Source organism: Neobacillus sp. (assembly GCF_031988165.1).
Lineage (GTDB): Bacteria > Bacillota > Bacilli > Bacillales > Cytobacillaceae > Neobacillus > Neobacillus rhizosphaerae.
Window position 1 is genome coordinate 63,796 of record NZ_DALZYO010000001.1, and the last position, 12,810, is coordinate 76,605.

Here is a 12,810-nt window from a genome sequence, read left to right on the forward strand (position 1 = left end):
TTAAGATTAATTTAATAGAATATTTATATAATCTTTAGAACCATATCTTAAGATAAGAATGGATTTATTAACATTTTTTAAAAAACTTTGGGAATTAAAAAATCCTTTCGGAGACTTAATGACCATTTTCAAAAAGGAGATGAGGTTCATGACAAAAAACAATTCCACTTCACTTACAAACGATGGTGATACATCGCTAGGAAGGATGATGTTAAGCAAGGTTCCAGAAGTAACGATATTTTTCTGGATTATCAAGATTATGGCCACGACAGTGGGTGAGACGTTTGCAGACTTCCTTTCTGTTAATCTGAAGTGGGGCTTAACAAATACCACTATATTTATGACGGTTCTTTTGATCATTACACTATACTTTCAATTTCGAGCGAAAAAGTACGTACCAAGTATCTACTGGCTTGTTGTTGTGCTCATTAGCGTTGTTGGAACACTTATCACTGATAACTTGACAGACCATTTCGGTGTTCCTTTACAAACAACAACTATTATCTTCAGCATTTTGTTGATTATGACCTTTGTCGCCTGGTTTGCGAGTGAGAAGACACTGTCCATTCATTCTATCTTCACAACCAAACGAGAAGCTTACTATTGGTTGACCATCTTGTTCACCTTCGCCTTAGGTACGGCAGCTGGAGATCTTATATCCGAGGGACTTAACTTAGGTTATTTGCTTTCAGCTGTAATGTTCGCTGCTGCAATTGCGGTGGTGACTATCGCTCATTATTATTTTAAATTGAATTCTGTGTGGGCATTTTGGATGGCCTACATATTGACCCGTCCTTTTGGAGCTTCTATTGGTGACTTCCTTTCACAGTCTCGCAAAGATGGCGGGCTAGGTCTGGGTACGACGGGAACGAGTGCAATCTTTCTCATAATCATTCTAATCTTGGTAACCTATCTAACCAAAACAAAAAGAGACGTCAGGAACTTGTCTGAGGAGTAAGCGAGGAACTGATTTCTAAAGGTACCCTATCGTAATATTTCTGGGTCCTAGGAATTTAAGCATGAACCCCAGAACTGAGGAATTAACAGGGAAACAAGAGGAAGTCGCAAAAAAGTTCACGGAATCCATACAATAGCAGGTTGAAATGGAAATAAAATCCTTAAAAGAAAAAACTTGATTTAACCTTCCCTTTCATTTAGAATAAAAATTACAAAAAACGGAAGGGTGACCTTGGAACAATGATCTTATAATCCTATTTCTTATGAAAAAAATACAATCTTTTTTTCTGGATAGGATTAGTCTGTACTTTTATACAAGTCGATAAGATCATGTTGTCCCCACTGTTAGGGATAGTTTGTTGCTTTGAAATTGTATTGTGCGCCTCCTGTTCAGAAATTTACAGGAGGTTTTTATATTGGAAAATAACCAAACAGAAGTTACACCAACAGGAAATTTATTTCGCAACCGTGTTTTTTTAGCCATTATCATGTCCGGATTATTTTTACAGGTAGGTATTTGGGTCCGGAACTTTGCCGTTCTACTGTTTGTAATGGAACAGACCAACGGCGACGCATTTGCAGTCTCGATGATTTCGGTGGCAGAGTTTGCGCCAATCTTTATTTTTTCCTTTATCGGCGGAACCTTTGCCGACCGCTGGGCACCGAAAAAAACTATGGTCTGGTGCGATATTTTGAGTGCTTTATCGATATTTGTCGTGCTGATTACCTTGATATTTGGCACATGGAAGATAGTGTTTTTCGCTACGTTAATTTCCGCCATCTTGTCACAATTCTCCCAGCCTTCAGGGATGAAATTGTTTAAAATGCATTTGTCGGCAGACCAAGTGCAGGCGGCGATGTCTGTCTATCAAACCGTCTTTGCTGTGTTTATGGTTTTAGGCCCGATTATTGGAACGTTCGTCTTTCAATCGTTTGGGATTGACGTCTCGATTGCTGTTACGGGTATTGCCTTTTTACTTTCAGCTGGTGCACTTGGATTCCTGCCAAAGGATCGCCCAATGGAAGAAGCGGGTGAGTCAACATTGCTGCAGGAAATGAAAAGTGGAATTAAGTATGTTCTTGGGAAGAAGGAATTAAGCCTATTGGGCTTATGCTTTATGGCTGCTGGGCTGGGAATTGGGTTCATTAACCCTTTATCGATTTTCCTTGTCACTGAACAATTAAACCTACCTAAGGAAAACCTCCAATGGCTGTTGATGGTCAATGGTGTCGGGATGATCATTGGCGGGGCTGCAGCGATGATTTTTGCTAAAAATGTGCCGCCACAAAGACTGCTTGTTTTTGGAATGCTCGTCAATGGAATGGGCATCGCTGTTATGGGTTTATCGACTAATCTTTGGATTACCCTTATTGCTGAGTTTTTTAACGGTCTAATGATGCCTTGTATTCAAATCGGAATTAATACATTGATTTTGCAAAAAACAGAAGAAGCGTTTATCGGCCGGGTGAACGGAATATTAAGCCCGCTGTTCGCTGGATCGATGGTTATTACGATGAGTGTGGCAGGTGTATTAAAGGAGAAATTTTCCTTAGTTACTACATTTGAAACATCGGCCGTATTGTTTATCATTGGCTTGCTCTTCATTATGCCCATCTACAATCAGAAGCAGCAATCAAAACCGGAAATCCTCAATTCTAAATAGTAGAGCAGAGAAATCTATTTCTCTGCTTTTTCATGAGTGCCTGACACCATTGAATACGCAACTAAAGTCGCAGTTTAAAACTAGTTTAATGGTCTATTTCATTTTGTCCACTAAGCAGTTATAGTTGTTAGTGTTGCGATTTAAGAAAAATTTTAGAAATAGTTAAGCCCCAGTTAAGCCCTTCTGCCGATAATGAAGTAAGGTACTGGAAAAATGATTCAAGCAGGAGGTTACACCAATTGTCTATTTCACAAGTAAATATTGATATTTTTCGATCAATCAATGATTTAGGGAAAGAATATAATTTTTTAAATCCAATCGCCATTTTCATGGCAGATTATATGTTGTATGTTTTAGCTTTAGGTATGTTAGTTTATTGGTTTACTCGAACCAATAAAAATAGAATGATGGTTCTTCAGGGAGGGTTTGCGTTCATTCTTGCAGAAGTACTTGGAAAAATAGCAGGAACACTATATTCCCATCACCAGCCATTTGCTGAGCTGCCCAACGTAAACAAGCTTATTGAACATAGTATAGATAATGCGTTTCCGAGTGACCACTCCATTCTGTTTTTTTCTATCTGTTTTTCGTTTTGGTTGGTACGAAGAAAAGAGGGATGGTTATGGCTTATCTTCGCATGCCTTGTAGGTATCTCCCGTATTTGGGTGGGGGTTCACTACCCTGGGGATGTTCTGGCCGGAGCTCTTATCGGGATGGGTTCAGCACTATTTACCTACTGGCTGGTGCCGAAGCTCAGCTTCATTAAAACAGCCCTTGTCAAATATGAAAAAGTGGAGCAATCCTTGTTGCCAATAAGAGAAAAAACTGAAAATAAGAGTTTTTAACCAATAAAAACCTCTTTGAACTTAAAATTCAAAGAGGTTTTATCATTGTATAGGAAATTATAAAATAATTTAGTGTTGATAACTTGAAATAGTTATCTGAATCCAGCTCCAGCGCCCAGCGGCTAGTGGACTTCGCTCTTTTCCCTACGATAAGTCAACATCGAATCGCTATGCTCTCCGTGTTTCCTTTATCTCAGTCAAAGCGCTCCACAAGGAACGCTTCGGCAGCATAAGCATCGCACGAAGAAAAAGCGTTAGCTTTTTCGAGGAGTCCATACGCCGCTAAATGGGCGCTTGCGCCTTTTGTTCTGTTAAGCAAGAACACTTGCACTATGTAAGCTGATGACCGTTCCTGCTTTTCCCTCGATAGCATTAAAGGCCTGGTCTAATGAAGTAATAATCGTTTTACGATCAGGGTTTGTTTCAGCAAATTTGATAGCCGCCTCTACCTTAGGAAGCATACTGCCGGCAGCAAAATGCCCACTTTCGATATAAACATTTAATTCCTCAATACTTACATCCGCTAATTTCTTCTGGGTAGGTTTGTTAAAATCAATATACACATTGTCGACAGCAGTGAGAATGATTAAGGCATCCGCATCAACAAGCTCAGCAAGCTTTTGCGAAGCAAAATCTTTATCAATAACCGCCTCGATGCCAAGTAAGCTGTTTTCAGTTTCAATGACAGGAATCCCACCGCCGCCGACAGCAATGACGATGTTTCCTTGCTGGACGAGGGAATTAATGACCGAATGCTCGCGGATGCTAACAGGTTTTGGTGATGGAACAACCCGGCGCCAGCCGCGTCCAGCATCTTCCTTAAAGAATGTAGCTGTTTCCTCCATTATTTGCCGAGCTTCTTCTTCACTGTAAAAAGGTCCAATTGGCTTTGTTGGATTTAGAAACGCAGGGTCATTTTGATCGACAACAACGCGGGTCACAACGGTCACAACATTTTTCTTAATGCCGCGTTCCTTCAATACTTTATCCATGGCGTTTTGCATCCAGTAGCCAATCATTCCTTGGCTCATCGCACCGCATGTATCAAGCGGCATTGCTGGATTTTTCACCGAGTCAGCGGCAGCCTGCTGCAGTAAAATATTCCCTACCTGTGGGCCATTACCATGTGAAATAATAATATCAATGCCTTTTTCAATAAAATCTACGAGCTGCTTTGCTGTTTTTTCAAGTGCTAGCTGCTGTGCTTCGGCCGTTGCATCTCCAGATTGAATGGCATTGCCACCTAAGGCAATGACTACTTTTTGTCTTTTCATAACGAGTCACCTCTTCTATTTTCAAAAGATTCTTAGCTTAACATTGCTGCAATGCTCATAATCACCATCACGATGATCGAAAGTGATGCAACTAATTTCCATACATGTTTAAGGTAGGTCCCGTATGGAATGCGGGCAATGGCAAGTGCCCCCATGATAACTGCACTTGTTGGAGTAACCAGATTCACGATCCCTGATGCACTTTGGTAAGCGGTAATCACTAAATCCCTACCGATTCCAGCAAAGTCTGCTAAAGGTGCCATAATCGGCATCGAAAGCGTAGCTAGTCCTGATGTCGATGGAACTAGGAAGGATAATGGCAAGTAAAATAAGAAGGATAGATTGGTAAATAAGACGGAACCCATATTTTCTAACATTCCTTCTCCCCAGTGGAGTACAGTTGAGGTCATGCCGCCACCATCCATGACAACCGTGATACCACGCGAAATCCCAATGATGAGCGCGACACCTAATAAATCACGTGCACCATTTACAAAGGTACTAGTAAACTCTGATTCTCTCATTTTGTAAATAAAGGCAATGATGATGGAGGATGTTAAGAATAACATGGTTAATTCACCGAACCACCAATCGCCGAGAGGCATCATGCCGCCTATTAATTTCCCGATGAACGGTATTTTTGATACAGCTTTTGTCATATCTTCAAAAATAGTAATATTAAATTTATTTGCCCATGGAATAACTCCTAAAATCATCACGACGAATGTTAAGCCAAACACCCAAAGGACGGCCTTATGACGCCCTGTAAATTTCACTTCATCTGTAGTTTGCGATAAAAAATGCTGTTCATTTTCTGCTTTCATATTAGCAATCATTGATTTAGAAGGGTCATCTTTTACTTTTTTGGCATAACGCATAACAAAGATAATCGTCACAATCAATGTCACAACGAGGATGATGAGACGAAGTCCGATTCCATCTCCAATGGAAACACCGGCAAATCCGGAGGCGATTCCTGTGGCAAATGGGTTCACCGTTGAACCTAAACAGCCAATCCCAGCACCGAGGGCGACAATCGATACCGCCGTTAACGCGTCATATCCTGCTGCAATCAATACAGGGATGAGGATCGGGTAGAAGGCGATTGTTTCTTCAGCCATCCCGTAGGTCGAGCCGCCGATAGCAAAAAGGACCATTAGTATGGGGATCAGCCATTGCTCTCGGCCTTTTAATTTTCGAATGACACGGGATATCCCAGCATCAATGGCACCCGTCTTCATGACGACGCCAAGGAACCCCCCGATAACAAGCACGAACAAGGCGATATCTTTTGCGTCAAAGAATCCATTGATTGGGGCATTTAATACTTCCCATAATCCTTGCGGGGTTTGTTTTGCTGGTGACAGCTGCTGATAGGATCCTGCAATAGGAATTTCTTGCTGTGTTGCTTTATCTACTTTTGTTTCATAATGTCCACCTGGGATTACCCAGGTTAAGGCTGCAATCACGACAATAATCAAGAATAATAACGTATAGGCGGTAGGCATCTTCAACTTCTTCATAGGAATTCCCCCATAAAATTAGATATAATCTATCGGGTTAAATCATAAATTGTTTTCGCATAAATAAGCATCGCTTTAAACATTTCAGCTAATTCAATGTGCTCATTTGGCTGATGCTCGGTCTTCGTTTGGTACGGAAAAACGGCTCCAAATGCTACAAAGTTGTCCATCGCTCTGGCGTATGTAGCTCCACCCGATGAAATCGGCTCGGAAACGAGATCCCCTGTTACCTCTTGGTACACCTTCATTAACGTTTGAATTAAAAAATGTTCTTTTGGCACATAGATGGATTTTAAATAATCGAATTCTTTGTATTCTAGGCCGTATTCCTTGGCGATTTGTGAGAGTGTATTGACTATCTCATGTTTATCAGCTGTCACAGGAATACGAATATCAATCGATAATCTTTCGACTTCCTCATTTAACTCAATTTTTCCGACATTGAATTTCAATTTTCCTGATGCTTCATCTTCACACTCGCCAAAAATTTTCTCGGCAAACGGGTCTTCCTTGACCAAATCATTGACGAACTCGATGGTTTTAGAGGTATAACCAATTCGCTTCATTCCGATTAGCAGGCGATTTATCGCGTTGATTCCTTTTTCCGTTACCTGGGCATGTACCGCTTTACCAAGGACAACCACTTCATCACGGGCTGTTTCATAAGCAAAACCCAACTCCTCTAAAGCGGTCTTTAATTCAGATTGCCTTTCACCGGCATATTTTGCGGTATCAGGCACCGCATTAAAAGCATTGCCTGCTAGAAACCTTAGCTTTGTTTCGTTTTTTCCTTCCAATAGGAGTTGAAGTAGTCCTTTTTCGGCATAAACGAGCGGGAAGACGGAGTCGGGGGCAAAGCCCATGCTTGGGATTTCTTCGATTTCGCAGTAGCGGTTCATGCAGCGCCACAGCGTTTCTTCGTCTGTGCCAAAAATAAAACGGATTCTTTTAGGAAAAGAAATTCCGAGATTCATTAACGCTTTGACGGCAAATAGGGCGGCAAGAGTTGGGCCTTTGTCATCCTGTGTTCCTCTACCGTACATTTTTCCGTCTTTCATCATTGCTAGAAAGGGAGGTGTGTTCCATTCTTCATTGCTGCCTGCGGGAACAACATCAAGATGTCCAAGGACACCAATCATTTCGTCACCGGCACCAATTTCTGCATAACCGTAATAGCCTTCCGGATCATAATAGGTGCTGAAGCCGAGTTGCTTACAAATTTTTAGTGTCATTTTCAGGGCAAGGTCAATATTTTTACCAAAAGGGGTATCCCCCTCGGTTTCATTAATCACACTAGGGATTTCAACTAGCTTTGTTAACGCTTGATGAAAATCAGTTTCTATTTTTCGTAGCTCTGGAATTAAAGCTTCGGAGATGTTATCCATGATATTCCTCCAATCCTCAGTTTTTAAGCCGTTTTTGTAAAAATAAAATGTTTTTCAACCTTATAGAATTCAGTTATCAGTGGAAAGTGGCGCTCTTTATCGCCTTTCACTGATTTTTCCACGAATTCATGGACGATATCAGCGAAGTACAATGGTCGATCAGTGAATCCAAGTGAGAAGAAGGGAGGAGACAATGCACTATGCTCGCTCCGCTTCTCCCTCAGTAATCTGTTACTCTAAATGACCAAGTGTTGCAGCCATAACCGCTTTAATTGTGTGCATCCTATTTTCTGCTTGATCAAATACCTTTGAATGCTTGCTCCGGAATACTTCATCGGTTACTTCCATTTCAGCAAGGCCATGTTTGGCATAAATGTCCTTACCATAACTTGTCTCTTGGTCATGGAAAGCAGGGAGACAGTGTAGGAAGATCATCTTGTCGTTGCCGGTCTTTTTCACCATTTCCATTGTGATTTGATAGGGTGATAGAAGGGCAATCCTTTCTGCAAACTTAGCTTCTTCACCCATGGATACCCAAACATCTGTATAAATGACATCTGCACCGGCAACTCCTTCTTCGACATCAGCAGTAACCGTTACCCGCCCACCTGATTTTTCGGCTAGGTTTTGAGCGAGTTCCACGATTTCTGGAACAGGGAACAACGATTCAGGAGCACAGATACGAACATCCATCCCAACAAGGGCACCGCCAATGAGCAGACTATTGGCCACATTATTTCTACCATCGCCAACATAGACGAATTTAATTCCTTCCAAACGGCCAAAGGTTTCTTTCACCGTTAAGAAGTCAGCAAGTGTTTGCGTTGGATGCCATAAATCCGTCAATCCATTCCAAACGGGCACGCCTGAATGTTCTGCTAACATTTCAACCTTTTTATGCTCAAAGCCGCGGAACTCGATGCCGTCAAACATACGCCCCAATACCTTTGCCGTATCTTCAATCGATTCTTTTTTACCAAGCTGGATATCATCTTTCCCTAAATATTCAGGGTGTGCGCCTAGATCGATACAAGCAACAGTGAAGGCGCAGCGAGTGCGTGTCGAAGGTTTTTCAAAAAGTAACGCGATATTTTTGCCTTCAAGATGGCGGTGTGGAATGCCATGCTTTTTCTCATCCTTTAATTTCATTGCTAAATCAATAAGATAGACAAACTCTTCTTTTGAAAAATCTTTTTCGCAAAGAAAGCTCTTGCCATAAAATTTAGGTGCTGTGATTACCATTGTCATCTTTCTCCTTTTGATAAAATTATTTGTGTAAATCTTCACGAACAATTGGCATGCTCATGCAGCGAGGACCCCCACGGCCACGGGATAATTCCGAGCTTGAGATTTCAATTACCTCTATTCCGTTCTGACGCAATAATTCATTGGAAATATAGTTTCTGTCATAGGTGACGACAACGCCTGGTGCGATCGCTAAAGTGTTTGAACCATCATTCCATTGTTCACGCGATGCCGCGATTTCGTCACCGCCGCCACATGGAATTAAGATGAGTTCATTTAATCCCAAAACCTCTTTCAATGCTTCCTGAAGATTGGTGCGGTGTGTGATGTTGACATGCTGCTCATCGATACCTTTTTCAAGAATGTAGACATTCATATTGCCTTGTGGTCCTTGGATTTCAGGATGGATCGTAAATTTATCGTAATCTACCATTGTAAATACGGTATCAAGATGCATAAAGGCACGACATTTTGGAATTTCCACGGCCACTACTTTTTTAATCGTATCTTGCTTTTTGAATAGGTTTAGCGCCAGTTTTTCAATAGCACGGGCAGATGTCCGGGCGGAAACGCCAATTGCCACTACTTCATCACTAAGAATAAGTTCATCTCCGCCTTCAATTGAGAATCCAAAGTCACGGTCTAACCAGACAGGAACATCATGGCCGGCAAAGCGCGGATGATGGTTAATGATGTATTGCATGAACAAGGATTCGCGCCTTCGTGCGGGTTCCCTCATCCTGTTAATCGATAGACCGTTTCCTATGCTTGCTGCCGGGTCTCGGGTAAAATATAGGTTTGGCATTGGATCCAAATAGAAGGGATAGTGATCTTCCATTAATTCGTAAAGGTGAGATTTCTTCTCTGGTTCTATCTCTTTTTTAAGAATTCCACTCATTACTTTGTCAACCATGTCAGCTGTAGAAAAAGATAAGAGATATTCTTTTAACACGTGGGCTGCTCCGTTGACATTTGCCTTGCTTTCTCGTAAAATATCATCAATAAATTGTTTTTTTATCTCTGGATTACTTAATGTTTCAACCACCAATTTTTCGAGGTATAGGACTTCTATGCCTCTATTTTTTAATGTCTCGGCGAAATAATCATGCTCTCTCTGGATAATCGGTAAATAAGGAATATCATCAAATAAAAGTCGCTGCAGAAATTCAGGCGTTAGATTTTCTACTTCTTTACCCGGCCGTTTTAGTAAAACCGTTCTTAAAGTACCGATTTCCGAGGTAACATGGATCGGGTGCTTTAATTTTTTTTTTGTTTCCCGCTGAGAAGTGATATCTGCTATACTGCTCATTTCTTTTCCTCCTTTTTTTGAACAATCCTTGCTACACCCTCATTCTAAGTGATGTGAGTTCTTTCCTTTGTAATAGCGCTTACAAACAAAATGTAATAATCCTAACGTTTTTTTGTCGTTCATATAAATTCAGTTGTATAAATATGTATAATTTAATGCGAATCAGTCTTTTCAAAGGTAATAGCCTGAATAAACCTTGAATGTCATAATAAGTTCACAGATAAAGTTCTAAAATTAAGAAAATTATGGAGCTAAAGTAAAAGGCTGACCCGAAAACGGGGCCAGCCTCTATTATGTATTCATATTTCTTTAAAATAATCCGGTTGGTGTATTCTCATTTTTTTCGATGTAACCGAGATAATCTTTTCTCTTTTTAACTGGTTAATAAGCAGACTAACCGTTTCCCTCGTTGTTCCAGAAAGCTTGGAAATGTGGGCAGCCGTAAGGGGACATGGGATAACAACCTCATTGTCATCCTTCACGCCGAGATCCTCCATTAAAAACTGAATCGAATGCAACACTCGTTCTTGGGCATGAGGAATGAGGATTCGTTGTACACGTTTCTGATGAAGGTCTAGAATATCTGATAGTTTAGTAATAATATATAGTAACTGCTTTGGATTGGTTTTGAGTATCTCCTCTAAGATATGGGTTTGGACAAAGTACAAATGAACATCTGTAACGGCAATGGCCGTGTCGTGGTAAACCTTATCCTGAAAAATCCCGCCAGTGGGAAACATTTGATTTTTTTTAATAAAGTCTAAATAAAGCATACTGCCTTCTTCACTGCCACGTTCAAACATCACGTACCCATCAAGCAAAAAAAAGAGTTTGTCGCGTGGGTCACCCTGCATAAACAGACATTGGTTCTTCTTGTAGCTGCGAAAATAAAAATAGGGAAGATATTTTTGCAATGTTTTTGCAGACAGGTAGGAAAATACATCGAATTGTTGTAAATCAGAAAGCACATCCATATTTATCACAGGTGAGTTGAGCATCGGAACCTCTCCTTTCGTGTGATCATTCTTGAACTTACTCTTGATATAAAGCTATTTGCTGCTTGATGCTGACAGCTTCTTCAGGGGAACGGCAAATAATTAAGCACGTATCGTTGCCGCAAATGGTTCCTGCTTTCCCACTTATCTCCATTGAATCCAAAAGAGCACCAAAAGCATGTGCATGTCCAGGTAGCGTCTTAATGATAACAAAGTAGTTAATGACCTCCATGCCGAGAAGCGCATCCCTCAACTTATGCCTAAGCTTTTCAGAAATAAAATGGTCCTGGTCGATTTTAAAACTATACTTCAGGCGGCCATCCTTGGAAGGGACCTTGATCAGCTTCAATTCGCGGATGTCTCTAGAGATGGTCGCCTGTGTTACTTGTAAGCCACTAGTATGAAGCCATTGCCCCAGCTCTTCCTGCGTTTTTATCTCATGATCAGAGATAAGTTTTGAAATCATTTGCAATCTCATCTCTTTATTCATAGTCCATACTCACTTTCTTTAGATTTCCTCATTTACATCATATTGCCAAATACTCTCAATTGGTATGTACAAATGGTGAACATATTTTTAAAATAATAATTTGTTACTAATAATGAAAAAAGGGGTGAACACCAAAGTAATCCTTTGGTGTTCACCCCTTTTCCGTTTTTTTTACATGTTATGATTTTACATAACTAGTGCGGATGCATAGGTTCCATATTCTGTTTTAACATCCCCGATTTCACCTGGTAATAATTCTTTAATAAACTTTGCTTGAATAACATTATTCCCTTTTTCCTTATCATATCCTATCATTTCAAAAGCCGCGAACCCTAAAATCGTTACCTCAGATTGCCCTGAACCAAAATCACTAACAATAGGAACGTATACTATTTTTCCTTTTAAACCATCTATTGCCGTTTTTATAGGATTACTATTAATGGGGTCTCCTGTTTTAGTACTTAATTTTTGGTCAATATACATAGGAACTGGAGATCCATTTGCAATATAGTAACCAACGGATTTAGAACCATTTGAATTACCATCTGGATCGATAGAAGCAAAATTTAGGAGGTTAAAATTCCCTTTATAAGCACTTCCTGGGGCTTCTGATATTTTCCATAATGCTCCAAATTCAAGTGGCTGATTTAAATGGATGCCGATTGGAATGATATTCCCTTGTTCAACTTTAATTATTTTTCCAATTTTAACTTTAGCGACCGCGGTTACATTACGGTCACTAATTCCTAAAACAGGCATTAACATCAAAGATACCTTCTCTTTACCGTTAACTTGGAGATAGTTTACATTATCACTTGGATCCAGGGATGCTTTTGGTGTATAAGTGATTTTGCTATTAGCATAGTTTCGAGTTGATATACTTTTCGCTGTATTCTCAGCTGTAGAATAGTCAAAACCTGTGTTGGTTACGATTACATTAGCACCAGCAAGTGCACCGGCATCAACTGCCTTTTGAAGCTGTGATTTTGCAAGGTATAACCTTCCCCCATCAATAGCTAACCCCGTAAACCCGATTAATACAACTATAAGAAGAGAAAACAGCACCATGGATTGGCCTTTTTCTTCTAATAAAAACCTTTTAAGCATTAAAAGTGAACCCCCT

Annotated in this window: 11 protein-coding genes; 3 read left to right on the forward strand and 8 right to left on the reverse strand. The window is 40.4% G+C overall.

Features of this window, described 5'->3' with window-relative positions; translation table 11 throughout:
- Positions 1 to 148 precede the first annotated feature (148 nt).
- The 3 genes from RTR43_RS00305 (at position 149) to RTR43_RS00315 (ending at position 3,466) form a co-directional block, all read left to right on the forward strand.
- Positions 149 to 958: a COG4705 family protein gene (locus tag RTR43_RS00305; protein WP_312468843.1), complete on the forward strand. Its 810-nt coding sequence runs from the start codon at positions 149 to 151 to the stop codon at positions 956 to 958.
- A 415-nt stretch (positions 959 to 1,373) separates the two neighbouring features.
- Positions 1,374 to 2,621, forward strand: coding sequence for an MFS transporter (locus tag RTR43_RS00310; protein WP_312468845.1), 1,248 nt, complete (start codon positions 1,374 to 1,376; stop codon positions 2,619 to 2,621).
- A gap of 239 nt (positions 2,622 to 2,860) precedes the next feature.
- Positions 2,861 to 3,466: an undecaprenyl-diphosphatase gene (locus tag RTR43_RS00315; RefSeq protein WP_312468847.1), complete on the forward strand. Its 606-nt coding sequence runs from the start codon at positions 2,861 to 2,863 to the stop codon at positions 3,464 to 3,466.
- 311 nt (positions 3,467 to 3,777) lie between these two features.
- Here the strand turns inward: RTR43_RS00315 and arcC are convergent, their stop codons facing one another.
- From arcC to RTR43_RS00355, 8 genes are all read right to left on the reverse strand, one after another.
- The gene (gene arcC / locus RTR43_RS00320; RefSeq protein ID WP_312468849.1) at positions 3,778 to 4,740 is read right to left on the reverse strand and encodes a carbamate kinase; all 963 of its coding nucleotides are present in this window, start codon (positions 4,738 to 4,740) and stop codon (positions 3,778 to 3,780) included.
- A 32-nt stretch (positions 4,741 to 4,772) separates the two neighbouring features.
- A complete protein-coding gene (locus RTR43_RS00325) occupies positions 4,773 to 6,263 on the reverse strand; it encodes a YfcC family protein (RefSeq protein WP_312468851.1) in 1,491 nt (496 codons plus the stop codon).
- A gap of 29 nt (positions 6,264 to 6,292) precedes the next feature.
- Positions 6,293 to 7,648 carry a M20 family metallopeptidase gene (locus RTR43_RS00330; RefSeq protein ID WP_312468852.1) on the reverse strand — a complete coding sequence of 452 codons (1,356 nt, stop codon included), beginning with the start codon at positions 7,646 to 7,648 and terminating at the stop codon, positions 6,293 to 6,295.
- A 231-nt stretch (positions 7,649 to 7,879) separates the two neighbouring features.
- Positions 7,880 to 8,890 (reverse strand): ornithine carbamoyltransferase, encoded by a 1,011-nt coding sequence (gene argF / locus RTR43_RS00335; protein WP_312468853.1) that lies wholly within the window; start codon positions 8,888 to 8,890, stop codon positions 7,880 to 7,882.
- Between the two features lie 25 nt (positions 8,891 to 8,915).
- Entirely contained in the window at positions 8,916 to 10,202 is a 1,287-nt protein-coding gene (gene arcA, locus RTR43_RS00340) for an arginine deiminase (protein WP_312468855.1), read from the reverse strand.
- A gap of 299 nt (positions 10,203 to 10,501) precedes the next feature.
- Positions 10,502 to 11,200, reverse strand: a complete 699-nt coding sequence (locus tag RTR43_RS00345) for a Crp/Fnr family transcriptional regulator (RefSeq protein WP_312468856.1) — start codon at positions 11,198 to 11,200, stop codon at positions 10,502 to 10,504.
- Between the two features lie 34 nt (positions 11,201 to 11,234).
- On the reverse strand, positions 11,235 to 11,687 hold the full coding sequence (gene argR, locus RTR43_RS00350; RefSeq protein WP_312468857.1) for an arginine repressor: 453 nt from the start codon (positions 11,685 to 11,687) through the stop codon (positions 11,235 to 11,237).
- A 186-nt stretch (positions 11,688 to 11,873) separates the two neighbouring features.
- Positions 11,874 to 12,794, reverse strand: coding sequence for a TadE/TadG family type IV pilus assembly protein (locus tag RTR43_RS00355; RefSeq protein ID WP_312468858.1), 921 nt, complete (start codon positions 12,792 to 12,794; stop codon positions 11,874 to 11,876).
- Positions 12,795 to 12,810 lie beyond the last annotated feature (16 nt).

Coding starts and splice junctions, on each gene's coding strand:
- RTR43_RS00305 (WP_312468843.1), top strand. CDS start 149: ATGACAAAAAACAATTCCACTTCACTTACAAACGATGGTGATACATCG.
- arcC (WP_312468849.1), bottom strand. CDS start 4,740: ATGAAAAGACAAAAAGTAGTCATTGCCTTAGGTGGCAATGCCATTCAA.
- RTR43_RS00325 (WP_312468851.1), bottom strand. CDS start 6,263: ATGAAGAAGTTGAAGATGCCTACCGCCTATACGTTATTATTCTTGATT.
- RTR43_RS00330 (WP_312468852.1), bottom strand. CDS start 7,648: ATGGATAACATCTCCGAAGCTTTAATTCCAGAGCTACGAAAAATAGAA.
- argF (WP_312468853.1), bottom strand. CDS start 8,890: ATGGTAATCACAGCACCTAAATTTTATGGCAAGAGCTTTCTTTGCGAA.
- arcA (WP_312468855.1), bottom strand. CDS start 10,202: ATGAGCAGTATAGCAGATATCACTTCTCAGCGGGAAACAAAAAAAAAA.
- RTR43_RS00345 (WP_312468856.1), bottom strand. CDS start 11,200: ATGCTCAACTCACCTGTGATAAATATGGATGTGCTTTCTGATTTACAA.
- argR (WP_312468857.1), bottom strand. CDS start 11,687: ATGAATAAAGAGATGAGATTGCAAATGATTTCAAAACTTATCTCTGAT.
- RTR43_RS00355 (WP_312468858.1), bottom strand. CDS start 12,794: ATGCTTAAAAGGTTTTTATTAGAAGAAAAAGGCCAATCCATGGTGCTG.